22 protein-coding genes and 1 pseudogene are annotated in these 24,535 nt (G+C 59.6%); 3 read left to right on the top strand and 20 right to left on the bottom strand.

The features are described 5' to 3' along the window. Positions 1 to 596, top strand: a pseudogene (locus DBR24_RS23460) (DNA mismatch repair protein MutS); the annotation flags it as partial. A 163-nt stretch (positions 597 to 759) separates the two neighbouring features. Further along, positions 760 to 1,083 carry a ferredoxin FdxA gene (gene fdxA, locus DBR24_RS23455; RefSeq protein WP_123465120.1) on the top strand — a complete coding sequence of 108 codons (324 nt, stop codon included), beginning with the start codon at positions 760 to 762 and terminating at the stop codon, positions 1,081 to 1,083. A 537-nt stretch (positions 1,084 to 1,620) separates the two neighbouring features. Here fdxA and rpoS read toward each other — a convergent pair. The 8 genes from rpoS to DBR24_RS23415 form a co-directional block, all read right to left on the bottom strand. Beyond that, entirely contained in the window at positions 1,621 to 2,631 is a 1,011-nt protein-coding gene (gene rpoS / locus DBR24_RS23450) for an RNA polymerase sigma factor RpoS (RefSeq protein ID WP_016985073.1), read from the bottom strand. A gap of 106 nt (positions 2,632 to 2,737) precedes the next feature. After that, entirely contained in the window at positions 2,738 to 3,619 is an 882-nt protein-coding gene (locus DBR24_RS23445) for a peptidoglycan DD-metalloendopeptidase family protein (RefSeq protein WP_123465118.1), read from the bottom strand. 212 nt (positions 3,620 to 3,831) lie between these two features. After that, entirely contained in the window at positions 3,832 to 4,467 is a 636-nt protein-coding gene (locus DBR24_RS23440) for a protein-L-isoaspartate(D-aspartate) O-methyltransferase (protein ID WP_169841266.1), read from the bottom strand. A 41-nt stretch (positions 4,468 to 4,508) separates the two neighbouring features. After that, on the bottom strand, positions 4,509 to 5,258 hold the full coding sequence (surE, locus tag DBR24_RS23435) for a 5'/3'-nucleotidase SurE (protein WP_123465116.1): 750 nt from the start codon (positions 5,256 to 5,258) through the stop codon (positions 4,509 to 4,511). Beyond that, positions 5,246 to 6,304, bottom strand: coding sequence for a tRNA pseudouridine(13) synthase TruD (truD, locus tag DBR24_RS23430; RefSeq protein ID WP_128615934.1), 1,059 nt, complete (start codon positions 6,302 to 6,304; stop codon positions 5,246 to 5,248). The genes surE and truD overlap by 13 nt, the downstream gene beginning before the upstream one ends. Then, the gene (ispF, locus tag DBR24_RS23425) at positions 6,301 to 6,774 is read right to left on the bottom strand and encodes a 2-C-methyl-D-erythritol 2,4-cyclodiphosphate synthase (protein WP_007907189.1); all 474 of its coding nucleotides are present in this window, start codon (positions 6,772 to 6,774) and stop codon (positions 6,301 to 6,303) included. Before ispF ends, truD begins: the two co-directional genes overlap by 4 nt. Positions 6,775 to 6,817: 43 nt before the next feature. Next, positions 6,818 to 7,669, bottom strand: a complete 852-nt coding sequence (fghA, locus tag DBR24_RS23420) for an S-formylglutathione hydrolase (RefSeq protein ID WP_177490670.1) — start codon at positions 7,667 to 7,669, stop codon at positions 6,818 to 6,820. Positions 7,670 to 7,759: 90 nt separating this feature from the next. Next, complete coding sequence (locus DBR24_RS23415) at positions 7,760 to 8,872, bottom strand: S-(hydroxymethyl)glutathione dehydrogenase/class III alcohol dehydrogenase (protein WP_123465111.1); 1,113 nt, start codon at positions 8,870 to 8,872, stop codon at positions 7,760 to 7,762. A gap of 116 nt (positions 8,873 to 8,988) precedes the next feature. Here DBR24_RS23415 and DBR24_RS23410 point away from each other — a divergent pair, with 116 nt between their 5' ends. Beyond that, positions 8,989 to 9,885, top strand: coding sequence for a LysR substrate-binding domain-containing protein (locus tag DBR24_RS23410; RefSeq protein ID WP_128615932.1), 897 nt, complete (start codon positions 8,989 to 8,991; stop codon positions 9,883 to 9,885). Positions 9,886 to 10,002: 117 nt separating this feature from the next. Here the strand turns inward: DBR24_RS23410 and ispD are convergent, their stop codons facing one another. The 12 genes from ispD to fabZ all read right to left on the bottom strand — a co-directional run bounded on the left by ispD (position 10,003) and on the right by fabZ (position 24,505). Next, the gene (gene ispD / locus DBR24_RS23405) at positions 10,003 to 10,710 is read right to left on the bottom strand and encodes a 2-C-methyl-D-erythritol 4-phosphate cytidylyltransferase (protein WP_123465107.1); all 708 of its coding nucleotides are present in this window, start codon (positions 10,708 to 10,710) and stop codon (positions 10,003 to 10,005) included. Continuing rightward, complete coding sequence (ftsB, locus tag DBR24_RS23400) at positions 10,707 to 10,985, bottom strand: cell division protein FtsB (protein ID WP_007964293.1); 279 nt, start codon at positions 10,983 to 10,985, stop codon at positions 10,707 to 10,709. The genes ispD and ftsB overlap by 4 nt, the downstream gene beginning before the upstream one ends. Before the next feature lie 171 nt (positions 10,986 to 11,156). Continuing rightward, complete coding sequence (eno, locus tag DBR24_RS23395) at positions 11,157 to 12,446, bottom strand: phosphopyruvate hydratase (protein WP_003222156.1); 1,290 nt, start codon at positions 12,444 to 12,446, stop codon at positions 11,157 to 11,159. Positions 12,447 to 12,603: 157 nt separating this feature from the next. Continuing rightward, the gene (gene kdsA / locus DBR24_RS23390; protein WP_123465105.1) at positions 12,604 to 13,449 is read right to left on the bottom strand and encodes a 3-deoxy-8-phosphooctulonate synthase; all 846 of its coding nucleotides are present in this window, start codon (positions 13,447 to 13,449) and stop codon (positions 12,604 to 12,606) included. Positions 13,450 to 13,454: 5 nt separating this feature from the next. Continuing rightward, the gene (locus DBR24_RS23385; protein WP_123465103.1) at positions 13,455 to 15,086 is read right to left on the bottom strand and encodes a CTP synthase; all 1,632 of its coding nucleotides are present in this window, start codon (positions 15,084 to 15,086) and stop codon (positions 13,455 to 13,457) included. 274 nt (positions 15,087 to 15,360) lie between these two features. After that, on the bottom strand, positions 15,361 to 16,689 hold the full coding sequence (gene tilS / locus DBR24_RS23380) for a tRNA lysidine(34) synthetase TilS (RefSeq protein WP_128615931.1): 1,329 nt from the start codon (positions 16,687 to 16,689) through the stop codon (positions 15,361 to 15,363). Between the two features lie 146 nt (positions 16,690 to 16,835). Then, positions 16,836 to 17,783: an acetyl-CoA carboxylase carboxyltransferase subunit alpha gene (locus tag DBR24_RS23375; RefSeq protein WP_123465099.1), complete on the bottom strand. Its 948-nt coding sequence runs from the start codon at positions 17,781 to 17,783 to the stop codon at positions 16,836 to 16,838. Between the two features lie 139 nt (positions 17,784 to 17,922). Beyond that, complete coding sequence (gene dnaE, locus DBR24_RS23370) at positions 17,923 to 21,444, bottom strand: DNA polymerase III subunit alpha (RefSeq protein WP_128615930.1); 3,522 nt, start codon at positions 21,442 to 21,444, stop codon at positions 17,923 to 17,925. Positions 21,445 to 21,520: 76 nt separating this feature from the next. Next, complete coding sequence (rnhB, locus tag DBR24_RS23365; RefSeq protein WP_064586190.1) at positions 21,521 to 22,147, bottom strand: ribonuclease HII; 627 nt, start codon at positions 22,145 to 22,147, stop codon at positions 21,521 to 21,523. 11 nt (positions 22,148 to 22,158) lie between these two features. Next, positions 22,159 to 23,289: a lipid-A-disaccharide synthase gene (gene lpxB / locus DBR24_RS23360; protein WP_123465095.1), complete on the bottom strand. Its 1,131-nt coding sequence runs from the start codon at positions 23,287 to 23,289 to the stop codon at positions 22,159 to 22,161. Between the two features lie 2 nt (positions 23,290 to 23,291). Next, a complete protein-coding gene (lpxA, locus tag DBR24_RS23355; RefSeq protein ID WP_123465093.1) occupies positions 23,292 to 24,068 on the bottom strand; it encodes an acyl-ACP--UDP-N-acetylglucosamine O-acyltransferase in 777 nt (258 codons plus the stop codon). Beyond that, positions 24,065 to 24,505 (bottom strand): 3-hydroxyacyl-ACP dehydratase FabZ, encoded by a 441-nt coding sequence (gene fabZ, locus DBR24_RS23350; RefSeq protein WP_003222142.1) that lies wholly within the window; start codon positions 24,503 to 24,505, stop codon positions 24,065 to 24,067. Before fabZ ends, lpxA begins: the two co-directional genes overlap by 4 nt. Positions 24,506 to 24,535: the final 30 nt, after the last annotated feature.

The following is a 24,535-nucleotide window of genomic DNA, read 5'->3' as shown; positions in this document are numbered from 1 at the left end:
GCGATGACCTCGCCGGTGGCCGCTCGACCTTCATGGTCGAGATGAGCGAAACCGCCAATATCCTGCACAACGCCACCGAACGCAGCCTGGTGCTGATGGACGAAGTCGGTCGCGGTACCAGCACCTTCGATGGTCTGTCCCTGGCATGGGCCGCCGCCGAGCGTCTGGCGCATCTGCGTGCCTATACTCTATTTGCCACGCACTATTTCGAACTGACTGTGTTGCCGGAAGCCGAGCCGTTGGTGGCCAACGTGCACCTGAACGCCACCGAGCACAACGAGCGCATCGTGTTCCTGCACCACGTGTTGCCGGGGCCTGCCAGCCAGAGCTACGGCTTGGCGGTGGCGCAACTGGCGGGTGTACCAAGTGAAGTGATCGTGCGTGCCCGTGAGCACCTGAGCCGACTGGAAGACACGGCATTGCCGCACGAAGCGCCAAAGCCTGCCGTCAAAGGCAAGCCGGCCGCTCCGCAGCAAAGCGACATGTTTGCCAGCCTGCCGCATCCGGTGCTCGATGAGTTGGCCAAAGTGGATCTGGATGACCTGACCCCGCGGCGGGCGCTCGAACTGTTATATGCACTTAAGAACCGGATCTAAGCACCAACGAACCGGATATAACGCAAACGGCTTCAAGCTGTTAGAATCTCGCGCGGTTTGGGATGCTGCTGGCTAATAGCCTGGCCAGCAGACATCGCTCCCGAACCTGGCGACCCCAACCGTGAAGGGGCAACGCTGCCGCCGCCTGAGGAGAAAATTAGAAATGACCTTCGTCGTCACCGACAACTGCATCAAGTGCAAGTACACCGACTGCGTAGAAGTCTGTCCGGTGGACTGCTTTTACGAAGGCCCGAACTTCCTGGTGATTCACCCGGATGAGTGCATCGACTGCGCCCTGTGCGAACCCGAGTGCCCTGCCGTGGCCATTTTCTCCGAGGACGAAGTTCCGGAAGATATGCAGGAGTTCATTCAGTTGAACGTTGAGCTGGCTGAAGTCTGGCCAAACATCACCGAGAAGAAAGAATCGCTGCCGGATGCCGAAGAGTGGGATGGCGTCAAAGGCAAGATCAAAGACCTCGAACGCTGATCTGTCGCGCGTTACCAAAAGGCCCCTTGCGGGCCTTTTTGCTTTTCTGCAGGCATAAAAAAGGGGCGGTTTGACCCGCCCACATTTTTTCCCTATTCCCTGTGTTCCTTTTCATCGTCCTGATGAATCGCGTCCTGCGATGTCCATTCCCCTCATCCTTGAAGGGCGTGTCTGTCCGTCGACACAGTGCTGATACTAAAGAGTTCCCTGCCGAGAGCAATCGGCCCTGAGGGCAGAAAAACGCTGTAATAAGCACTTCATATTAAAAAATAAGTATATAAATCATATAGTTAATCACTAGCACCGAAGGCAATCGACGTCTGCCGTCTTGCAAAAATAGGGAACACTTACGAAAGAGTAAGCCGAGGCTTACACCGCGAGACTACAAACGATGGAAATGCCGACCGTATGTCTGGTGATGAATGGTGTGGCGAGGCTGCTTGCCCCCTCGCCACAGGACATTCCATTCCGTACTCGAGCAGGCAACAAAAAGCCCCGAACCAGTCGGGGCTTTTTGTGGGCGATCAATCGAAGCGCTTACTGGAACAGCGACTCGCTCGACAGGCCATTCTTCTCGAGGATTTCACGAAGGCGCTTGAGGCCTTCTACCTGAATCTGCCGCACCCGTTCCCGGGTCAGGCCGATCTCCAGGCCTACGTCCTCCAGCGTGCTGCTCTCGTGACCGCGCAGGCCGAAGCGGCGGACGACCACCTCGCGCTGCTTGTCGGTCAGTTCGGACAGCCATTGATCGATGCTCTGTGACAGGTCATCGTCCTGCAGCAGTTCGCAGGGATCGGTCGGACGATCATCAGTGAGGGTGTCGAGCAGGGTTTTATCCGAATCCGGACCCAGCGACACATCGACCGAAGAAACCCGCTCGTTCAGGCCGAGCATGCGCTTGACTTCGCCCACCGGTTTTTCCAGCAGGTTGGCGATCTCTTCGGGTGAAGGTTCATGGTCGAGCTTTTGCGTCAGCTCCCGTGCAGCCCGCAGGTACACGTTGAGTTCCTTGACCACATGGATCGGCAACCGGATGGTCCGGGTCTGATTCATGATCGCGCGCTCGATGGTCTGACGGATCCACCAGGTTGCGTAGGTCGAAAAGCGGAAGCCGCGCTCGGGATCGAACTTTTCCACCGCCCGGATCAGCCCGAGGTTGCCCTCTTCGATGAGATCCAGCAGCGACAGCCCCCGATTGACGTAACGCCGGGCGATTTTGACCACCAGCCGCAGGTTACTTTCAATCATGCGCTTGCGCCCGGCCGGATCACCACTCTGCGACAAACGCGCAAAATGAACCTCTTCTTCCGGGGAGAGCAATGGGGAAAAGCCGATTTCGTTGAGATACAACTGCGTGGCATCAAGTGCACGCGTGTAGTCGATGTACTTATGTTGTTTAAGTGAAGCGGAGTGTTTGGATTTGGAACGAACGGAAGGTGGAGCAGCCCCTTCATCATTCGACATCGAAGATTCCGAATCGATGCCGGCCTCCATAAGGAGAACCTCATCGTCGATGTCAAACTCCGGCACTTCTTTACTGAGAGCCATTGTTATAGTCCTTTGGTGAGTTCGACCCCAAGCTCAAGCGACGCCTTTATCCTTGGCAGCGCTGGAGCCTGTCCCCTCTACGCGACGGAACAGGCTGGCTTACAAATCAACGTCTTGGCAGGAACTGCAGCGGATCTACAGGTTTACCTTGTCGGCGAATCTCAAAATGCAGTTTCACCCGGTCTGTACCCGTTGACCCCATTTCGGCAATTGTCTGTCCGACCTTGACCTGCTGTCCCTCCCGAACCAACAGCCGACGGTTGTGACCGTAAGCACTGACGTAGGTTTCGCTGTGTTTGATGATGACTAATTCGCCGTAGCCCCTTAAGCCACTCCCGGCGTATACCACCGTCCCATCAGACGCAGCTAAAACAGGCTGTCCCAAATCTCCGGCGATATCAATTCCTTTATTCAAACTACCGTTTGAAGAGAATTTTCCAATGAGAATGCCATTAGATGGCCATCCCCAGCCGGTCGGGGCCGGACCCGCAGGAGGCAGTGGAGCCGGGGCAGATTTGCTGGCGACGGACGGTGCAGCCCCCGTAGAACCGGCACCGGACCCGGTCACGGTCGTGGTCGTCGTGCCATTCGCCTGGCGCCGGATTACCGTGGTTTTGCTCGACGATGAAGGCGAAGAACTGCTGTTGCTGACCACTGCCGTCGGCGTTGAACCTGTGCGCCCATCGAAGCGAATTGTCTGACCCGGGTGGATCGTATAGGGCGTAGGAATATTGTTCCGCGCCGCGAGGGCTTTGTAGTCCCAGCCGTAGCGAAAGGCGATGGAGAACATCGTATCGCCTGGACGAACTACGTACTGTCCGGTCGTCACTGTAGGACGCTGCGCAACCGCATTGTTACGATCGACCACCCGCACGTTGCTCGATTTGGTGCTGGAGCAACCCACCAGCAAGGTGCTCAAGACAAGGCCAGTCACCAGGCGCTGAAAGCTCGTGTTACCCATACGCTGCGCAATGACTGTGAGACTCACCCGCCGCTCCCTTTTGTGGTGGCTGAAAAAGTTGGCATGCCGGATTCGGCACGAAGTGTCGCAAGTATAACGGGCCGCACCGGCTTTACCTTTAATGAAGCGAAATCACTGCGCGCACACGTTTGCAAGTGACCAGTCTGCTGCGTTTAATCTCTCGTCGCTGGAGTAAGACCGAGGCGAACGAAAGGAATTCAGCACCCGTGAATAAATGCTCAGGCCAGCGGACCATTGAGCAAAGGCACGAAACGCACGGCCCCCAGAACGTGTCGCGAAAAGCCGTGCTCTTCACGCACGATCAGCATCAGTTGCTGCACTTCACCCGAGCCCACCGGAATCACCATGCGTCCGCCCGGTGCCAGTTGATCAAGCAGCGCCTGCGGGACATCGGTGGCCACGGCGGTAACGATAATGCCGTTATAAGGCGCCAGTGCAGGCCAGCCCTCCCAGCCATCGCCCCAGCGAAATACCACATTGCGCAGGTTCAACTCGACCAGGCGTTCCTTGGCCCGATCCTGCAGAACCTTGATGCGCTCCACCGAGAACACCCGCTCGACCAGTTGCGACAGCACCGCTGTCTGATAGCCAGAACCGGTACCGATCTCCAGCACCTTGTCCAGCGGCCCGGCCTCCAGCAGCAGCTCGCTCATGCGCGCCACCATATAAGGCTGGGAAATGGTCTGGTTGTGGCCGATCGGCAGCGCCGTGTCTTCGTAGGCGCGATGTGCCAGCGCTTCGTCGACGAACAGGTGACGTGGCGTACGGCGGATCACTTCCAGCACCTTGGCGTTGGACAAGCCTTCTTCATATAGACGCTGGATCAGACGCTCGCGCGTGCGCTGCGACGTCATCCCGATGCCGCTGCGCATTCTGTCTTCGTGTTCACGAGCCATCAGCGCAGTCCCTCCAGCCAGCCGTCGAGACTTCTGAAGGCATCGTTGAAGGTGCGATCAAGCTGCAACGGGGTGATGGAAACGTAACCCTGCATCACCGCATGAAAGTCGGTGCCCGGCCCGCCGTCTTCGGCATCGCCGGCAGCCGCAATCCAGTAACCGGCCTTGCCACGCGGATCGACCACTTTCATCGGCGCCGCCGCCCGGGCGCGATGGCCGAGACGGGTCAGTTGAATACCGCGAATGTGGTCGATCGGCAGATTCGGAATGTTCACGTTGAGTACCGTGCGCGGCGGCAGATCGAGCCCGGCATGGGCCTCGACCAGTTTGCGCGCAAACCAGGCCGCTGTCGGCAGATTATCCACCTGGCGCGAGACCAGCGAGAAGGCGAACGACGGACGCTCGAGGAAGCGCCCTTCGAGAGCAGCCGCCACGGTGCCGGAGTACAGCACGTCATCACCCAGGTTGGCGCCGAGATTGATGCCGGACACCACCATGTCCGCCTCGCGCTCCAGCAGGCCGTTGAGGCCCAGATGCACGCAGTCGGTCGGGGTGCCGTTGAGGCTGATAAAACCGTTGGCCAGGTATTGCGGGTGCAATGGACGGTCGAGCGTCAGCGAACTGCTGGCGCCGCTTTTGTCCTGCTCCGGGGCGATAACCACGCATTCGGTGTAATCCGCCAGCGCAGCATAAAGCGCGGCGAGACCGGGTGCAGTTACCCCATCGTCGTTAGAAATCAGAATACGCATGGGCTGTCCGTCTGCCCCACCGGCACCAGATCAACGAGTTCGCGCACCAATACGGTGGCGAAGCATCCGGCCGGAAGGACGAATTCCAGTTGCAGAATGTCAGGCTGGGGATAATGCCACGACAACCCGCCAATGGGCAGTCGCAGGATGCGACGTTCGTGGCTCATGCCGGCGTGAATCAACCAGTCGCGCAGATCCGCCTCACGGGCGGCGATCCCCTGTTCGAGTTCATGGACAGCGCCCGCGGTCGGAGAGTCACCTTCGCCCCACTGCGGCCCGGTCGGGTGCAGGTCGAGAATCGCCAGACGCGGGTCACTGCACTCGGCTTCACCGGCCGGGAAAAAACTGCGGCTGTCGGTGAACGCCAACAGATCGCCGACCTGGGCTGTTTGCCAGGTGCCATCGGCGACCCGTGCTGCGAGCACCTGATTGAACAGAAAACTGCGCGCCGTCGACAACAGTCGCGAACGCACATTGCGCTGTTCCGGCAAGGCCTTGCGCGCCGCCCAGGCACGAGCATCGACGACATTGCCGCCGTCATGGCCGAAACGCTGGGCGCCGAAATAATTGGGAATGCCCTGCCTGGCGATCAGTTGCAGCCGCTGCTCGATCGCCGCCTTGTCGCCGGCGAACTGGGTCAGGCGCAGGGTAAAACCGTTGGCCGAATGCGCGCCGCGTTGCAGCTTGCGCTTGTGGCGCGTGGTCTTGAGGATCTTCAGCGTGTCGTTTTCTGCCGCCGACAGATCCGGGTCAGCCTTGCCCGGCAGTTGCACGCTGAACCACTGACGGGTCAACGCCTGCCGATCCTTGAGCCCGGCATAGCTGACGGTACGCAATGGCACGCCTGCCGCCTTGGCAAGACGCCGCGCCGCTTCCTCGGTGTTCAGGCCACGTTTTTCGACCCAGATCCACAGGTGTTCGCCATCGCCGCTGAACGGGATGTCGAGCACTTCATCGACCTGAAAATCTTCGGCGATGGCTTTCAGTACCGCAGTGCCGAGCGGTTCGCCCCAAGCCCGCGGGCCGAGCAATTGCAGTTCGTTCATGCGCGCAGCAACAAGGCAACGGAATGCACGGCAATACCTTCTTCGCGACCGACAAAGCCGAGCTTTTCGGTGGTGGTAGCTTTCACGTTCACTTGATCCAACTCAACTTGAAGATCGGCGGCGATCAACGCGCGCATGGATTCGATATGCGGAGCCATTTTCGGCGCCTGGGCGACGATGGTGTTGTCGACGTTGCCGACTTTCCAGCCTTTGGCGTGGATCAGCGCGACCACATGACGCAGCAGCACACGGCTGTCGGCGCCCTTGAATTGCGGGTCGGTGTCCGGAAAGTGCTTGCCGATATCACCCAGCGCGGCCGCGCCGAGCAAGGCATCGCTCAAGGCGTGCAGCAGGACGTCACCGTCGGAATGAGCGAGCAGCCCGAAGCCGTGTGCAATGCGCACGCCGCCCAGAGTAATGAAATCGCCTTCAGCGAAACGGTGCACATCATAGCCGTGGCCAATACGCATAAAAAAACGCCCCGATTTTTGTCAGGGCGTGATTCTACCTGCATTAGGCCCGAAGGGCGCGTGCGTGATGCTGCAAGTGGTCGTCAATGAAGCTTGAGATAAAGAAATAGCTATGGTCGTAGCCCGGCTGCAGACGCAGGGTCAGCGGATGACCCGCTTGTTTTGCCGCCTGTTGCAGGGCTTCGGGTTTGAGCTGAGTGGCGAGGAAGTCATCCCGATCACCCTGATCGACCAGCAACGGCAGCTTTTCAGTGGCCTCGGCGATCAGTGCACAGGCATCCCACTCTTTCCACTTCGAACGGTCTTCACCCAGATAGCGCGAGAACGCCTTCTGGCCCCACGGGCAATCCATCGGATTGTTGATCGGCGAAAACGCCGACACCGATTGGTAATGCCCCGGATTGCGCAGTGCACAGACCAGCGCCCCGTGGCCGCCCATGGAGTGGCCGCTGATGCTGCGTTTTGCCGATGCCGGGAAATGCGCTTCAACCAGTGCTGGCAATTCCTGCACGACATAGTCATGCATCCGATAGTGCCGCGCCCACGGTTCCTGCGTGGCGTTCAGGTAAAACCCGGCACCGAGGCCGAAGTCCCAGGCGCCATCCGGATCACCCGGCACGTCCGGGCCACGCGGACTGGTGTCCGGCGCCACAATGATCAACCCCAGCTCAGCCGCCATGCGCATCGCGCCAGCCTTTTGCATGAAATTCTCGTCGGTGCAGGTCAGGCCCGACAACCAGTACAGCACCGGCAGCTTGCCGCCCTGCTCCGCTTGCGGTGGCAGATACACGGCAAACACCATGTCACAGCCGAGCACCTCGGAGCGGTGGCGATAGCGCTTGTGCCAACCGCCGAAACTCTTCTGACAGGAGATGTTTTCCAGACTCATGGGGATTCTCCCAGCTGCAAGCGGCAAGCTTCGAGCTTCAAGAAAAGGCAAAAGCGCCCGGACTTGCAGCTTGAAGCTTGTAACTTGAGGCTGCTTTTAGAAATGAATGACGGTACGGATGCTCTTGCCTTCGTGCATCAGGTCGAAGGCCTTGTTGATGTCTTCCAGGCCCATGGTGTGGGTGATGAAAGTATCCAGCGGGATCTCGCCGCTCTGCGCCATATCGACGTAGCTTGGCAGCTCGGTACGGCCACGCACGCCGCCGAACGCCGAACCGCGCCAGACACGCCCGGTCACCAGTTGGAACGGACGGGTGGAGATTTCCTGACCGGCCCCGGCCACGCCGATGATCACCGACTCGCCCCAGCCTTTGTGGCAGCACTCAAGGGCTGCACGCATCAGTTGCACGTTGCCGATGCACTCGAAAGAGAAATCGACGCCACCATCGGTCATGTCGACGATGACTTCCTGGATCGGGCGATCGAAATCCTTCGGGTTCACACAGTCGGTGGCGCCGAGCTGTCTGGCGATCTCGAACTTGGCCGGGTTGATGTCGATGGCAATGATCCGCGAGGCCTTGGCCTTCACGGCGCCGATCACGGCGGACAAACCGATGCCGCCCAGGCCGAAAATCGCCACGGTGTCACCTGGCTTGACCTTGGCGGTGTTAAGCACTGCACCGATACCGGTGGTCACGCCGCAACCGAGCAGGCAGACCTTTTCCAGCGGCGCATCCTTGGCGATTTTCGCCACAGAGATTTCGGGAAGCACGGTGTACTCGGAGAAAGTCGAGGTGCCCATGTAGTGGAAAATCGTTTCGCCCTTGTAGGAAAAGCGCGAAGTACCGTCCGGCATCAGGCCTTTACCCTGAGTCGAGCGAATCGCCTGACACAGGTTGGTCTTGCCCGACTTACAGAATTTGCACTGGCCGCATTCCGGGGTGTACAGCGGGATCACGTGATCACCGACAGCTACCGAAGTCACGCCCTCGCCAATGGCTTCAACGATGGCACCACCCTCGTGGCCGAGGATAGACGGGAAGATCCCTTCCGGGTCAGCGCCGGACAGGGTGTAGGCGTCAGTGTGGCAAACCCCGGACGCGACCACACGCAGCAACACTTCACCGGCCTTGGGCATGGCGACATCGACTTCTACGATTTCCAGCGGCTTCTTGGCCTCGAAGGCTACGGCGGCGCGCGACTTGATCATGCTGACTCTCCAGTGAATCCATTGAATAAAAAACCAGACAGCCAGTGTAGTTCAGCGCCAGGTGATGAATAATCGGGTCAAAAGCAAAACATTATTGCCATACAGGGATAATCCCGATGTCCGAAAGCCGCTGGGAAGGCATCGACGAGTTCGTCGCCGTCGCCGAATGCAGCCAGTTCACCGCTGCCGCCGAACGCCTGGGTGTTTCTTCCTCCCACATCAGTCGCCAAATCGTACGGCTGGAGGAGCGTTTGCAGACACGCCTGCTCTACCGCAGTACCCGTCGCGTGACATTAACCGAGGCCGGACAAACGTTTCTGCAACATTGCCAACGCTTGCAGGACGGTCGCGAAGAAGCGCTGCGCGCGGTCGGCGACCTGACCAGCGAACCGAAAGGCATGCTGCGCATGACTTGCGCCGTGGCTTACGGCGAGCGTTTCATCGTGCCGTTGGTCACTCGATTCATGGGGTTGTACCCGCAGTTGCGCATTGATATTGAACTGTCCAACCGCCCACTCGATCTGGTTCATGAAGGCCTGGATCTGGCCGTCCGCCTTGGCCGATTGCAAGATTCACGATTAGTGGCCACGCGACTGGCGCCTCGGCGCATGTATCTGTGCGCGTCGCCGTCCTACCTCGAACGGTATGGACGCCCGCACAGCCTGTCGGAACTGAGTCGGCACAATTGCCTGATTGGCAGTTCGGATATCTGGCAGCTGGAACAGAACGGGCGGGAATTTTCCCAGCGGGTGCAGGGAAACTGGCGTTGCAACAGTGGGCAAGCGGTGCTGGACGCGGCGCTGCAAGGGGTCGGGCTGTGTCAGTTGCCGGATTATTACGTGCTGGAGCATTTGCACACTGGCGCGTTGATTTCCCTGCTGGAGGCGCATCAGCCGCCGAATACGGCAGTGTGGGCGCTGTACCCGCAGCAGCGGCATTTGTCGCCGAAGGTGCGCAAGTTGGTGGATTTTTTGAAGGAAGGGTTGGCTGAGCGGCCGGAGTATCAGGAATGAGTGTTGCGTTGGCTGTAAATGCGCTATCGCGAGCAGGCTCACGCCTACAGGGGAACGCATTTCAAAATGTAGGAGTGAGCCTGCTCGCGATGGCGATTCAACAAGCACCACAAAAATTCAGCGGCGGTTAGCCCAACGCTGACGCAACCACTCCAGGTCTTCCGGCCGGGTAACCTTGAGGTTATCCGCCCGCCCTTCGATCAGACGTGGCGCCAGACCGGCCCACTCCATTGCCGAGGCTTCATCGGTAATCAGTGCATCCGCCACCAGACTGTCCGCCAGCGCCCGATGCAGCGCACCGAGGCGGAACATCTGCGGCGTGTAGGCCTGCCAGATCACGCTGCGATCGACCGTTTCGACCACACGGCCATGCTTGTCGACCCGCTTCAGCGTGTCGCGTGCCGGCACCGCCAGCAAACCACCCACCGGGTCATCCGCCAGCTCAGCCAGCAGCTTGTCGAGGTCATCACGGCCCAGGTTCGGTCGCGCGGCGTCATGCACCAGCACCCAATCCTCATCATCGGCACCTTGCGCATGCAGATGCAGCAAGGCGTTGAGCACCGAGCCTGAACGCTCGGATCCGCCCTCGACACGCTGAATTCGCGAGTCGGTAGCACACGCCAGGTTCGGCCAATAAGGATCGTCAACCGCCAGACTGACCACCAGGCCCTTCAGACTCGGGTGATCAAGGAAACAGCCAAGGCTGTGTTCGAGAATTGTACGTCCGCCCAGTTGCAGGTACTGCTTGGGACGGTCCGCGGCCATTCGGGCACCGACGCCCGCGGCAGGAATCACGGCCCAGAAGGCCGGCAGAGAATCGATCATTGGGCCAGCTGGTAAAGGGTTTCACCGTCCTTTACCATGCCCAGTTCATGGCGAGCCCGTTCTTCAACGGTCTCCATGCCTTTCTTCAGCTCGCTGACTTCAGCGTCCATCACCCGGTTGCGCTCCAACAGGCCTTCGTTCTCGGCGTGCTGATCAGCAATCTGCTGTTTCAGCTCGGCGACCTGCGCCAGACTGCCATTGCCCACCCACAGGCGGTACTGCAGACCGGCCAGCAGCAAGAGCAAAACGAGAAACAACCAGTAAGGACTGCGCATCGAATATCAGGTATCCAGTGAAAAAAGACAGCCACGCCAAAACTTTGAAACGTCTGATAGCACGAAGCCTGGAAGATCCAGGCTTGTGCATGTAAGGCATCAGATTAGTGGCAAATCCATCGCTGTCACGACTTTTCCGACACAATCCGGTGTCCTTCCATCAGTTTGTACTTAGCCGCGGAACTCGCTGCGACCGTTGTACTTGGCTTTGCCATTCAACTGCTCTTCGATACGCAGCAGTTGGTTGTACTTGGAAACGCGGTCGGAACGGCACAGCGAACCGGTCTTGATCTGGCCAGCCGAGGTGCCCACAGCCAGGTCGGCGATGGTCGAATCTTCGGTTTCGCCCGAACGGTGCGAGATCACTGCGGTGTAACCGGCGGCCTTGGCCATCTGGATGGCTTCCAGGGTTTCGGTCAGGGTGCCGATCTGGTTGAACTTGATCAGGATCGAGTTGGCGATCTTTTTATCGATGCCTTCTTTCAGGATCTTGGTGTTGGTCACGAACAGATCGTCGCCAACCAGTTGGGTCTTCTCGCCGATCTTGTCGGTGAGGATCTTCCAGCCAGCCCAGTCGGACTCGTCCAGACCGTCTTCGATCGAGATGATCGGATAACGTTCAGTCAGGCCTTTCAGGTAATCGGCGAAACCTTCAGCGGTGAACACCTGGCCTTCGCCGGACAGGTTGTACTTGCCGTCTTCGTAGAATTCGCTCGCCGCGCAGTCAAGCGCCAGGGTCACGTCGGTGCCCAGCTTGTAACCGGCGTTGGCCACTGCTTCGGAGATCACTTTCAGCGCGTCTTCGTTGGACGCCAGGTTCGGTGCGAAACCGCCTTCGTCGCCAACTGCAGTGCTCAGGCCACGAGCCTTCAGCACAGCTTTGAGGTGATGGAAAATCTCGGTGCCCATGCGCAGACCTTCCGAGAAAGTCTTGGCGCCAACCGGCTGCACCATGAATTCCTGGATGTCGACGTTGTTATCGGCGTGCTCGCCACCGTTGATGATGTTCATCATCGGTACCGGCATCGAGTAGACACCCGGGGTGCCGTTCAGGTTGGCGATGTGTGCGTACAGTGGCAGATCCTGATCCTGTGCAGCAGCCTTGGCCGCAGCCAGGGACACCGCGAGGATGGCGTTGGCGCCCAGGGTTGCCTTGTTTTCGGTACCGTCGAGCTTGATCATCGCGTGATCCAGGGCTTTCTGGTCGCTCGGGTCAGTGCCCAGCAGCAGATCGCGGATCGGACCGTTGATGTTGGCTACCGCTTTGAGCACGCCCTTGCCCAGGTAACGGCTCTTGTCGCCATCACGCAGCTCGAGCGCTTCACGCGAGCCAGTGGATGCACCGGACGGCGCGCAAGCGCTGCCGATGATGCCGTTGTCGAGAAGCACGTCCGCTTCCACGGTGGGATTGCCACGGGAGTCGAGAACTTCACGACCTTTGATGTCGACGATTTTTGCCATTGTTGTAAACACTCCAAAGTTGACGAAAACGACGCAGCTAGAGGAAATCTTTTTACCGTCGGCAAGGGGTGTGCAGCGGGCAGACTTGCAGACGATAACGCTCATGCCCGAGGGCATGAGCGACAAATCGTGCGGTACTTTACCGGAGAATTGAGGTTTACGCGGTTTCTACCGTCGGAAAACTCTTCACCAGTTCGTCCAAAGCTTTGAGCTGGGCCAGGAATGGCTCCAGTTTGTCCAGACGCAAGGCACAAGGGCCGTCGCATTTGGCGTTGTCCGGATCCGGGTGGGCTTCGAGGAACAGACCGGCCAGCGACTGGCTCATGCCGGCCTTGGCCAGATCGGTGACTTGTGCACGGCGACCGCCGGCGGAGTCGGAACGACCGCCAGGCATTTGCAGCGAGTGGGTCACGTCGAAGAATACCGGGTACTCGAACTGCTTCATGATGCCGAAGCCGAGCATGTCGACCACGAGGTTGTTGTAGCCGAAGCTCGAACCACGCTCGCAGAGGATCAGTTGATCGTTACCCGCTTCCACGCACTTGTTCAGGATGTGCTTCATTTCCTGAGGCGCGAGGAACTGGGCTTTCTTGATGTTGATCACCGCGCCGGTCTTGGCCATCGCGACGACCAGATCGGTCTGGCGCGACAGGAAGGCCGGCAACTGGATGATGTCGCAGACTTCAGCGACGGCCTGAGCCTGATCAGGCTCGTGGACGTCGGTGATGATCGGCACGCCGAAGGCTTGTTTGATGTCCTGGAAGATGCGCATGCCCTCTTCCAGGCCAGGACCACGATAAGAGGTCACAGAAGAACGGTTGGCCTTGTCGAAACTGGCCTTGAACACGTAAGGAATGCCGAGTTTCTCGGTGACCTTCACGTACTCCTCGCAAACCTGCATGGCCATGTCACGGCTTTCCAGCACGTTCATGCCGCCGAACAGCACCATGGGTTTGTCGTTGGCAATCTCGATGTCGCCGACGCGGATGATCTTCTGTGCCATCGGGGTTACGCCTTCTTCTGGTGTTGAGCCAATGCTGCTTTGACAAAACCGCTGAACAGCGGATGGCCATCACGTGGTGTCGAGGTGAACTCAGGGTGGAACTGGCAAGCGACGAACCATGGATGATCCGGTGCTTCGACCACTTCAACCAGCGCGGCGTCAGCGGAGCGACCGGAGATTTTCAGGCCGGCTTCGATGATTTGTGGCAGCAGGTTGTTGTTCACTTCGTAGCGGTGACGGTGACGCTCGACAATCACATCCTTGCCGTAGCAATCGTGCACCTTGGAGCCGGCCTCCAGCAGGCATTCCTGAGCGCCCAGGCGCATGGTGCCGCCCAGATCGGACGCTTCGGTACGCACTTCAACCGCGCCGGTGGCGTCTTCCCACTCGGTGATCAGACCCACGACCGGATGGCCGCTGGCGCGATCGAACTCGGTGGAGTTGGCGTCTTTCCAGCCCAGCACGTTACGGGCGAACTCGATCACCGCCACTTGCATGCCGAGGCAGATGCCCAGGTACGGAACCTTGTTTTCGCGAGCGTACTGAACGGCAGTAATCTTGCCTTCCACGCCGCGCAGACCGAAGCCACCCGGTACGAGGATCGCATCGACACCTTCGAGCAGCGCAGTGCCCTGGTTTTCGATGTCTTCGGAGTCGATGTAGCGCAGGTTGACCTTGGTACGGTTGCTGATGCCGGCGTGACTCATCGCTTCGATCAGCGACTTGTAGGCGTCCAGCAGTTCCATGTACTTGCCGACCATCGCGATGGTCACTTCGTGTTCCGGGTTCAGCTTGGCATCAACCACAGCTTCCCACTCGGACAGGTCAGCGCTGCCGCACTGCAGGCCAAAACGCTCGACGACAAAATCGTCCAGACCCTGCGAATGCAGGATGCCCGGGATCTTGTAGATGGTGTCGGCGTCTTCCAGCGCGATGACCGCACGTTCTTCAACGTTGGTGAACTGAGCGATCTTGCGACGCGACGAAACGTCGATCGGGTGATCGGAACGGCACACCAGTACGTCTGGCTGCAGGCCGATCGAACGCAGTTCCTTCACGGAGTGCTGGGTCGGCTTGGTTTTGGTCTCGCCAGCGGTGGCGATGTACGGCACCAGTGTCAGGTGCATCAACATCGCGCGCTTGGCGCCGACTTCGAAACGCAACTGACGGATGGCTTCAAGGAACGGTTGCGACTCGATGTCACCGACGGTGCCACCGATTTCGACCATTGCCACGTCAGCGTCACCGGCACCTTTGATGATGCGACGCTTGATTTCGTCGGTGATGTGCGGAATCACCTGAATGGTTGCACCCAGGTAGTCACCACGGCGCTCTTTGCGCAGCACGTGCTCGTAGACACGGCCGGTGGTGAAGTTGTTGTTCTGGGTCATGGTCGTGCGGATGAACCGCTCGTAGTGGCCCAGGTCCAGGTCGGTCTCGGCGCCGTCGTGGGTGACGAACACTTCACCGTGCTGGAACGGGCTCATGGTGCCCGGGTCGACGTTGATGTACGGATCCAGCTTAAGCATGGTGACCTTAAGCCCCCGCGCCTCCAGGATGGCCGCCAATGAAGCCGAGGCAATGCCTTTCCCCAATGAAGAAACAACACCGCCCGTGACGAATATGTAGCGCGTCATGAAAAACCCTAGAAGTCTGCGTTAAAGCGGTACGAGCCGCCGGGGAAAGCGAAGGAAGGCCGAAGCCCCCGATCACCTGCATTAATCACAGTGCACCTTTCAAAAAAACCGCCGCGTTGGGACAGACCGGCAGATGAAACACCGGTACGTTGCTCGCTACACATTTTTTGGAATCGCCCAGCAAAGACTGCTTGGTAATCGGCAACTCCTGCAATTCAGGCGAATCCACAGAAGTTGTATCAAGAAGGGAGCGTAGTCTACCGGAATGCTCCTTTCAGCTCAAACCTTGATCTTCGTCTGTTGGCTGCCAATGCAATTTCCAGCCATCGCGCCCATCGCCATCAAGCCCCGGCAGGTTCGCCACCGCGAGCAATTCTGCGCCACGAAACAGCAGCGGCAATCTGCCACGCACGAAGGCCGGCACTGCCCGCTCATTGAGCAGGCGCTTGAGATCGCGGTGGCCGCGATCGGCCAGACGCATCACTTCGCCGCCCTGCCGATAGGCAATGCGCAGCGGCCCGGCAGGCGCCTGACCCGTGAACATGACACGGCCGTTATCGGGCAAGCGTAGCGCTGACGTCGGGGCTTGCCACTCGCCACCGATCACCGGCGTGCGCAGCCAGTTGCCACTGAGCCACCACAATCGACCGGCGCTGCGATGCAACTCGCCATCGGCCAGACGCCAGATCGGTGAAGCATCGCCGGCGGCATGGCACAGATCGTCCCAACCCGACCAATGGTCAGTGTCGGGCAGTCGCGTCAGCGGTTCGAGCCAGTGCCTCAGCGCGTTTCGTTGACGGGCGGCAGACAGCCCGGACAGCGGCGCCAATGTCAGCGACGGCAGGCCCAGCCACTCGAAATCGTGGGCAGTGCCGGCCTGAGCCAGATCCATCTGCGCCAGCTCATCGAGCAAGCCTTGTGCGTCACGCAGATGCGCGGCGCTGCGGGCCATGTTCGCCTGCGCTTGCGGCCAGCGCTCGCTCAGCGCCGGCATGACCTGATGGCGCAGGTAATTGCGCGAGAACTGCCGATCCTGATTCGACGGATCCTCGATCCAGCTTAACGAGTGAGCCTGTGCATAACGTTCCAGCTCGGCGCGAGTGACATCCAGCAACGGGCGAATCAACGTGCCCTGCCCCACAGGCCTTTGCTGCGACATTCCCGACAATCCACGCACTCCCGCGCCACGCAGCAGCCGAAACAGCAAAGTTTCCGCCTGATCATCACGGTGCTGGCCAGTGAGCAATACGTCATTGGCTAGTGTCTGGGCACTGAATACCGCGTAACGCGCATCCCGCGCCGCCCGCTCCAGACTCGCGCCTGGCTGCACCTTCACCCGCTCGATGAGCAACGGCACCCCCAGCGCATCACATACGGCCTGGCAATGTTGCGGCCACGCATCAGCCGCAGTCTGAAGACCATGATGGATATGGATGGCGCTCAGTGCAGGGAGTGATTCGGTTTTTGCCAGATCGGCAAGCAGGTGCAGGAGGACGGTGGAATCGAGACCACCGGAAAACGCGATGCGCCAATGCGCGGCGTTGCGCCACTGCTCAAGATTGCGCAAAAGCCGTGAAGGCAAATCAATCGAAAGCGGACTCATTTTTTACCTTCACGGAAAGCCAATGTGGGAGCGAGCTTGCTCGCGAAAGCGGTTCAACATTCAACATTTTCGTTGTTTGTTATAACGCCTTCGCGAGCAAGCTCGCTCCCACAGTGTTTTGCATTGTCAGCCGAATCGGCGTTCGATTAGAGACCGTAGCTCATCAGTCGATCGTAACGGCGCTTCAACAGCGCTTCGTTGTCGAACTTCTTCAGCATCGCCAGTTGCGAGCTCAGCTCGGCGCGGATCGACGCAGCAGCAGCTGCCGGATCACGGTGGGCGCCACCCAGTGGCTCGCTGATCACCTTGTCGACAATGCCCAGGCCTTTCAGGCGCTCGGCGGTGATGCCCATCGCTTCAGCGGCATCCGGCGCTTTTTCGGCGGTTTTCCACAGAATCGAAGCGCAACCTTCCGGCGAGATCACCGCGTAGGTCGAGTACTGCAGCATGTTCAACTGGTCGCAGACACCGATCGCCAGTGCACCGCCGGAACCACCCTCACCGATCACGGTGGCGATGATCGGGGTTTTCAGGCGCGACATCACGCGCAGGTTCCAGGCAATCGCTTCGCTCTGGTTACGCTCTTCGGCGTCGATACCTGGATAAGCACCCGGGGTGTCGATGAAGGTCAGGATCGGCATTTTGAAACGCTCGGCCATCTCCATCAGACGGCACGCCTTGCGGTAGCCTTCCGGACGCGGCATGCCGAAGTTGCGGCGTACCTTCTCGCGCACTTCACGGCCCTTCTGGTGGCCGATGATCATCACCGGCTGGTCTTCCAGACGTGCCACGCCGCCAACGATTGCCGCGTCGTCGGAGAAGTGACGGTCGCCGTGCAGTTCGTCGAACTCGGTGAAGATGTGCTCGATGTAGTCCAGGGTGTACGGGCGTTTCGGGTGACGCGCCAGGCGTGCGATCTGCCAGCTGGTCAGCTTGCCGAAGATGTCTTCGGTCAGCGTTTTACTCTTGTCCTGCAGGCGGGAGATCTCATCGCCGATATTCAGCGAATTGTCATTACCGACCAAGCGCAACTCTTCGATCTTGGCTTGCAGGTCGGCGATCGGCTGTTCGAAATCTAGAAAATTCGGGTTCATAGGCGTCCGTCTTGGGTCGTGTCCCAAATGAGCTTGGGCCGGCCGGTTGTCTATTCGCGCCCTACCTTAAGGGAGAGGCGCGCTGAGGTCGAGATTAAAAATTCAGGTTTCAGGCAAGCGCAATGATGGCACCTGCCGGTCAACGGTATTGGAGGAAGACGTTGTCTCGCCCGAACTGGTCACGCAGGGCTTGAATCAAGGCATCCGCCGGGTCGATCCGCCAGGTCTCGCCGAACTGCAGCAAGGTCTTCGCATCGGGGCTGGTGTATTCCATGGTGATCGGACACGCCCCGCGATGACGCTTGAGCAAATCCCCCAACCAGCGTAGCTGATCGCCTTTCAGATCCTGAGTCTGCAGCTTCAAACGCAGGCTCTCGGCCAGGTTGGTGCGCGCATCTTCCATGCTCATCACGCGCTTGACCCGCAGGCGCAGGCCGCCGGAGAAGTCGTCGTTGCTGACCTCGCCTTCGACCACCACCATTGCATCGGTCTGCAACAGCGACTGTGCGGAGTGGAACGCATCGGCGAACAGCGACGCCTCGATCCGCCCCGAGCGGTCGTCGAGGGTAATGAAGCCCATCTTGTCGCCCTTCTTGTTCTTCATCACCCGCAGGGCAATGATCATCCCGGCCACGGTTTGCGTGTCGCGGGCCGGCTTCAGGTCGATGATGCGCTGCCGGGCGAAACGGCGGATCTCGCCTTCGTATTCGTCGATCGGGTGACCGGTCAGGTACAGGCCCAGGGTGTCTTTCTCACCTTTGAGACGTTCCTTGAGGGTCAGCTCCTTGGCCTTGCGATGCGACGCATAAACGTCGGCGTCTTCCTCGACGAACAGCCCGCCAAACAGATCGGCGTGACCGCTGTCGTGGGTACGCGCGGTTTGTTCGGCGGCCTTGATCGCCTCTTCCATCGCCGCCAGCAGCACGGCGCGGTTACGGTCGATGTTGGCCTGATAAGCCTTTTGTTCGTCGTGAAAGTACGGTCCGAGGCGATCCAGTGCACCGCTGCGGATCAAACCGTCCAGCGTGCGCTTGTTGATGCGTTTGAGATCGACCCGGGCGCAGAAATCGAACAGATCCTTGAACGGACCTTCCTGACGCGCTTCGGTAATTGCCTCAACCGGACCTTCGCCGACGCCTTTGATCGCCCCGAGGCCATACACGATGCGGCCGTCGTCGTTCACCGTGAACTTGAACTCGGAAGTGTTCACGTCCGGCGCGTCGAGGCGCAGCTTCATGGTGCGCACTTCCTCGATCAAGGTCACGACCTTGTCGGTGTTGTGCATATCCGCCGAGAGTACCGCGGCCATGAACGGCGCCGGGTAGTGGGCTTTCAGCCAGGCGGTCTGGTACGAGACCAGGCCGTAAGCGGCGGAGTGGGATTTGTTGAAGCCGTAACCGGCGAATTTCTCTACGAGATCGAAGATGTTACCGGCAAGGTCAGCGTCGATATTATTGGTCGCGCAACCTTCAATGAAACCGCCGCGCTGCTTGGCCATTTCTTCCGGTTTTTTCTTACCCATCGCCCGACGCAGCATGTCCGCACCACCGAGGGTGTAACCGGCCATGACCTGGGCAATCTGCATCACCTGTTCCTGATACAGGATGATGCCGTACGTCGGCGCCAATACCGGCTTGAGGCCTTCGTACTGGTAGTCCGAGTGCGGGTACGCCAGTTCGGCGCGACCGTGCTTACGGTTGATGAAGTCGTCCACCATGCCGGACTGCAGCGGGCCCGGACGGAACAACGCCACCAGTGCGATCAAGTCTTCCAGGCAGTCGGGCTTGAGCTTTTTGATCAGCTCCTTCATGCCGCGGGATTCAAGCTGGAACACTGCTGTAGTTTCAGCTTTCTGCAACAGCGTGTAGGTCGGTTTGTCGTCCAGCGGGATAAACGCGATATCCAGCGGCGGCTCGTTGACCTTGGCGCGGTCGCGGTTAATGGTTTTCAGCGCCCAGTCGATGATCGTCAGGGTCCGCAGACCGAGGAAGTCGAACTTCACCAGACCGGCGGCTTCAACGTCGTCCTTGTCGAATTGGGTTACCAGACCGTCGCCGGCCTCGTCGCAATAGATCGGCGAGAAGTCGGTCAGTTTGGTCGGCGCGATAACCACACCACCGGCGTGCTTACCAACGTTACGCACCACACCTTCGAGCTTACGCGCCATCTCCCAGATTTCAGCCGCTTCTTCATCGACCTTGATGAAGTCACGCAGGATCTCTTCCTGCTCGTAGGCTTTTTCCAGGGTCATGCCGACTTCGAACGGAATCATCTTCGACAGACGATCCGCCAGGCCGTAGGACTTGCCCTGCACCCGCGCCACGTCGCGCACCACAGCCTTGGCGGCCATGGAACCGAAGGTGATGATCTGGCTCACCGCGTTGCGGCCGTATTTCTCGGCCACGTAGTCGATCACCCGGTCACGACCGTCCATGCAGAAGTCGACGTCGAAGTCGGGCATCGAAACCCGTTCCGGGTTAAGGAAACGTTCGAACAGCAGGTCGTATTCCAGCGGATCGAGGTCGGTGATCTTCTGCACATAAGCCACCAGCGAGCCGGCACCCGACCCCCGGCCAGGACCTACTGGCACGCCGTTGTTCTTGGCCCACTGGATAAAGTCCATCACGATCAGGAAGTAACCGGGGAAGCCCATCTGGATGATGATATCCAGCTCGAAATTCAAGCGATCGACGTAGACCTGACGCTTGGCTTCGTAGTCTTCGGTGGTGTCCTTGGGCAGCAGCACCGCGAGACGCTCTTCGAGACCGTCGAAGGACACCTTGCGGAAGTATTCGTCGATGGTCATGCCATCGGGGATCGGGAAGTTGGGCAGGAAGTGCGTGCCCAGCTTCACCTCAATGTTGCAGCGCTTGGCAATCTCGACGGTGTTTTCGATGGCGTCGGGAATGTCGCTGAACAGCTCGGCCATTTCCTCGGCGCTTTTGAGGTATTGCTGATCGCTGTAATTCTTCGAACGCCGCGGATCGTCGAGGGCACGGCCCTCACCGATGCATACACGGGTTTCGTGGGCCGCGAAGTCTTCCTGCTTGATGAAGCGCACATCGTTGGTCGCCACCAGCGGCGCGCCGAGCTTGTCGGCCAGGGCCACGGCGCCGTGCAGTTGTTCTTCGTCATTGGGACGGTTGGTGCGCTGGATTTCCAGGTAGAAACGATCCGGGAACACCGCCATCCACTCACGCGCCAGCGCTTCGGCTTCCGCGGGGTTGCCGCCGATCATGGCCATGCCGATCTCGCCTTCTTTGGCGGCGGACAGCATGATCAGGCCCTCGTTGGCCTCGGCGACCCACTCGCGCTCGACGATGATCATGCCGTTGCGCTGGCCTTCGATGAAGCCGCGCGAGATCAACTCGGTGAGGTTGCGATAGCCCTTGGCGTTCATCACCAACAGACTGATGCGGCTCAGCGGCGCATCCGGATCCTTGTTCGACAGCCACAGGTCGGCGCCGCAGATCGGCTTGATGCCTGCGCCCATGGCGTTTTTATAGAATTTGACCAGGGAACACATGTTGTTCTGGTCGGTGACCGCCACCGCCGGCATGTTCATGCCGGTCAGGGCCTTGACCAGTGGCTTGATCCGCACCAGCCCGTCGACCAGGGAGTATTCAGTGTGCAGGCGTAGATGAACGAATGAAGCCGGCATAGTGATCCTGTCCAGTTACATAGAGACAACAAGGCCCGGATTGTACCGGGCCTCGAACAAAACATCAGCCTTGCGACTAAACCTGCGTCAGGCCTTCCAGCGCCTCGTAAGCCTGACGCACCGGGGCAAACGAGCGCCGGTGGATCGGCGTCGGCCCGAGCCGTGCCAACGCTTCCAGATGAACGGGCGTCGGATAGCCTTTATGGCCGCCGATGCCGTAACCCGGGTAGATCAGTTCGAACGCGGCCATTTCACGGTCGCGGCTGACCTTGGCCAGAATCGACGCCGCCGCAATCGCGGGAACCTTGCCATCACCCTGCACCACCGCTTCGGCGCGCATCGGCAGTTTCGGGCAGCGATTGCCGTCGATCATCGCCAGTTTCGGCTGCACATGCAGGCCAGCCACAGCGCGCTGCATGGCCAGCATGGTGGCGTGGAGGATGTTGAGCTCGTCGATTTCCTCGACTTCGGCGCGGGCGATGCACCAGCTCAGGGACTTCTCGATGATCTCGTCGTAGAGCTTTTCGCGTTTGGCTTCGGTGAGTTTCTTCGAGTCGTTGAGGCCAAGGATCGGCCGGTTCGGGTCGAGAATCACTGCTGCCGTGACCACCGCACCGCATAACGGGCCGCGACCGACTTCATCGACACCGGCGACCAGTTCCTCGACTTCGGCGACCAGGGTGAAATCCAGGCCCATCTGCATAATTTTCTTGCTCATCGTGATTGACCGATCAGGTTGAGGACGGCGTCCGCCGCCTGATTGGAAGCGTCCCGCCTCAGCGTGCGATGAATCTCGTCAAAGCCGCGGGTCTGCTCCTCGCCACCGTCGATCAAGGGCGACAGGGTCTGCGCCAACGCCTCGACCGTCGCATCATCCTGCAACAGTTCTGGTACCAGCAGCCGCTGAGCCAACAGGTTTGGCAGCGACACATAAGGGCTCTTGACCATGCGCTTGAGAATCCAGAACGTCAGCGGCGCCAGGCGATAAGCCACCACCATTGGCCGCTTGTACAGCAGCGCCTCAAGCGTGGCCGTGCCGGAAGCGATCAGTACGGCATTGCACGCCGCCAGGGCCAGATGGGATTTGCCGTCGAGCAGGGTCACCGGCAGGTCGCGGCCAACCAGCAGCGCTTCGATCTGCGCACGACGCTCGGCATTGGCGCACGGCAGGACGAAACGCAAACCCGGGTGCATGGCACGCAGGCGCTCGGCCGTATCGAGGAAAAGTGCACCGAGACGGCCGACTTCGCCACCCCGACTGCCCGGCATCAACGCGACCAGCGGACCGTCGGGCAGGCCCAGTTCGGCGCGCGCCGCAGCGCGATCGGCTTCCAGCGGGATGGTATCGGCCAGCGTGTGACCGACGAAGCGGACCGGCACGCCCTTCTCTTCGTAAAACCTGGCTTCGAACGGCAACAGCGTCAGCATCAGGTCGCAGCCTTCGCGAATCTTCAGCACGCGCTTCTGCCGCCACGCCCATACCGACGGGCTGACGTAGTGCACGGTTTTGATTCCGGCCTGACGCAGCTTGAGTTCGATATTGAGGTTGAAGTCCGGGGCATCGATACCGATGAACACGTCCGGTTTCGCCGCGATCAGCGTGGCGATCAGATCCTTGCGACGCTTGAGCAATTCGCGCAACCGCCCAAGGACTTCCACCAGGCCCATGACCGACAGGCGCTCCATGGGAAAGCAGGACGTCAGCCCCTCGGCCTGCATCAAGGGCCCGCCGACACCGATGAACTCGACCGCCGGGTGTTGTGCCTTGAGGGCGCGCATGAGACCGGCGCCCAAAATGTCACCGGAAGCCTCACCCGCTACCAGCGCAATACGCAGATTGGCCATGATCAGCGGGTGATGCCGCGAGTCGACGACAGGATGGAGTCACGGAACATTGCGACTTCCGGGAACTGGGCAGCAGGTTCGGCCAGTTCCGCCAAAGCCTGTTCAACCGTCAGCCCCTGGCGATAAACAGTCTTGTAGGCGCGACGCAAGGCGTGAATCGCCTCTTCGCTGAAACCGCGACGGCGCATGCCTTCGAAGTTCATGCTGCGGGCTTCGGCCGGGTTGCCGAACACGGTGACAAACGCAGGCACATCCTTGCCGATCGCCGTGCCCATGCCGGAAAAGCTGTGGGCGCCGATGTGGCAATACTGGTGAACCAGGGTGAAGCCGGAGAGGATCGCCCAGTCATCAACATGAACATGGCCGGCCAGCGCGGTGTTGTTGACGAGGATGCAGTGATTGCCAATGACGCTGTCGTGACCGATGTGGGCATAGGCCATGATCAGGTTGTGATCGCCCAGGGTGGTTTCGGAACGATCCTGTACCGTGCCGCGGTGAATCGTGACGCCTTCACGGATGACGTTGTGGTCACCGATCACCAGGCGGGTTTCTTCACCCTTGTATTTCAGATCAGGCGTGTCTTCGCCTACCGAGGAAAACTGGTAGATACGATTGTGCTTGCCGATGCGGGTCGGGCCTTTGAGGATCACATGCGGCCCGATCACGGTACCCTCGCCGATTTCCACACCTGCGCCGATGATCGACCACGGGCCGACCTCGACGCCGTCAGCCAGAACGGCCGACGGATCGATGATTGCGCGAGGGTCAATCAAACTCATAGCTTGCGTTCCGCACAGATGATTTCAGCCGAGCAGACCGGCTTGCCATCAACCGACGCCTGGCATTCGAACTTCCAGATCTGACGCTTGCAGCTGATGAATTTCGCTTCCAGGATCAGTTGGTCGCCGGGCAGCACTGGCTGGCGGAAACGCAGTTTGTCGGAACCGACGAAGTAGTAAAGCGTGCCATCGGCCGGCTTCACATCAAGCATTTTGAAACCGAGGATCCCGGCAGCCTGAGCCATCGCTTCGATGATCAGCACGCCCGGCATGATTGGATGCGCCGGGAAGTGACCATTGAAGAACGGTTCATTGATGCTGACATTCTTGTAGGCGCGAATGCGCTTGCCTTCAGTGTCCAGTTCCACCACCCGGTCCACCAGCAGGAACGGGTAACGGTGAGGCAGGTATTCGCGAATCTCGTTGATGTCCATCATTTCGGGGGGAAGCCTATGTAAAGATTGGGA

This window comes from Pseudomonas sp. HMWF006 (genome assembly GCF_003061205.1).
GTDB classification, from domain to species: domain Bacteria; phylum Pseudomonadota; class Gammaproteobacteria; order Pseudomonadales; family Pseudomonadaceae; genus Aquipseudomonas; species Aquipseudomonas monsensis.
Note: the sequence above shows the minus strand (reverse complement) of the source record. Positions and strands in the feature narration are given on the sequence as shown.

Excerpts from the sequence above, each read along its gene's own strand:
- fdxA (WP_123465120.1), top strand. The coding sequence starts at position 760 with ATGACCTTCGTCGTCACCGACAACTGCATCAAGTGCAAGTACACCGAC.
- rpoS (WP_016985073.1), bottom strand. The coding sequence starts at position 2,631 with ATGGCTCTCAGTAAAGAAGTGCCGGAGTTTGACATCGACGATGAGGTT.
- DBR24_RS23440 (WP_169841266.1), bottom strand. The coding sequence starts at position 4,467 with ATGACGTCGCAGCGCACGCGCGAGCGTCTGATCCAGCGTCTATATGAA.
- surE (WP_123465116.1), bottom strand. The coding sequence starts at position 5,258 with ATGCGTATTCTGATTTCTAACGACGATGGGGTAACTGCACCCGGTCTC.
- truD (WP_128615934.1), bottom strand. The coding sequence starts at position 6,304 with ATGAACGAACTGCAATTGCTCGGCCCGCGGGCTTGGGGCGAACCGCTC.
- ispF (WP_007907189.1), bottom strand. The coding sequence starts at position 6,774 with ATGCGTATTGGCCACGGCTATGATGTGCACCGTTTCGCTGAAGGCGAT.
- DBR24_RS23415 (WP_123465111.1), bottom strand. The coding sequence starts at position 8,872 with ATGATCAAGTCGCGCGCCGCCGTAGCCTTCGAGGCCAAGAAGCCGCTG.
- DBR24_RS23410 (WP_128615932.1), top strand. The coding sequence starts at position 8,989 with ATGTCCGAAAGCCGCTGGGAAGGCATCGACGAGTTCGTCGCCGTCGCC.
- ispD (WP_123465107.1), bottom strand. The coding sequence starts at position 10,710 with ATGATCGATTCTCTGCCGGCCTTCTGGGCCGTGATTCCTGCCGCGGGC.
- ftsB (WP_007964293.1), bottom strand. The coding sequence starts at position 10,985 with ATGCGCAGTCCTTACTGGTTGTTTCTCGTTTTGCTCTTGCTGCTGGCC.
- eno (WP_003222156.1), bottom strand. The coding sequence starts at position 12,446 with ATGGCAAAAATCGTCGACATCAAAGGTCGTGAAGTTCTCGACTCCCGT.
- kdsA (WP_123465105.1), bottom strand. The coding sequence starts at position 13,449 with ATGGCACAGAAGATCATCCGCGTCGGCGACATCGAGATTGCCAACGAC.
- DBR24_RS23385 (WP_123465103.1), bottom strand. The coding sequence starts at position 15,086 with ATGACGCGCTACATATTCGTCACGGGCGGTGTTGTTTCTTCATTGGGG.
- tilS (WP_128615931.1), bottom strand. The coding sequence starts at position 16,689 with ATGAGTCCGCTTTCGATTGATTTGCCTTCACGGCTTTTGCGCAATCTT.
- DBR24_RS23375 (WP_123465099.1), bottom strand. The coding sequence starts at position 17,783 with ATGAACCCGAATTTTCTAGATTTCGAACAGCCGATCGCCGACCTGCAA.
- dnaE (WP_128615930.1), bottom strand. The coding sequence starts at position 21,444 with ATGCCGGCTTCATTCGTTCATCTACGCCTGCACACTGAATACTCCCTG.
- rnhB (WP_064586190.1), bottom strand. The coding sequence starts at position 22,147 with ATGCAGATGGGCCTGGATTTCACCCTGGTCGCCGAAGTCGAGGAACTG.
- lpxB (WP_123465095.1), bottom strand. The coding sequence starts at position 23,289 with ATGGCCAATCTGCGTATTGCGCTGGTAGCGGGTGAGGCTTCCGGTGAC.
- lpxA (WP_123465093.1), bottom strand. The coding sequence starts at position 24,068 with ATGAGTTTGATTGACCCTCGCGCAATCATCGATCCGTCGGCCGTTCTG.
- fabZ (WP_003222142.1), bottom strand. The coding sequence starts at position 24,505 with ATGATGGACATCAACGAGATTCGCGAATACCTGCCTCACCGTTACCCG.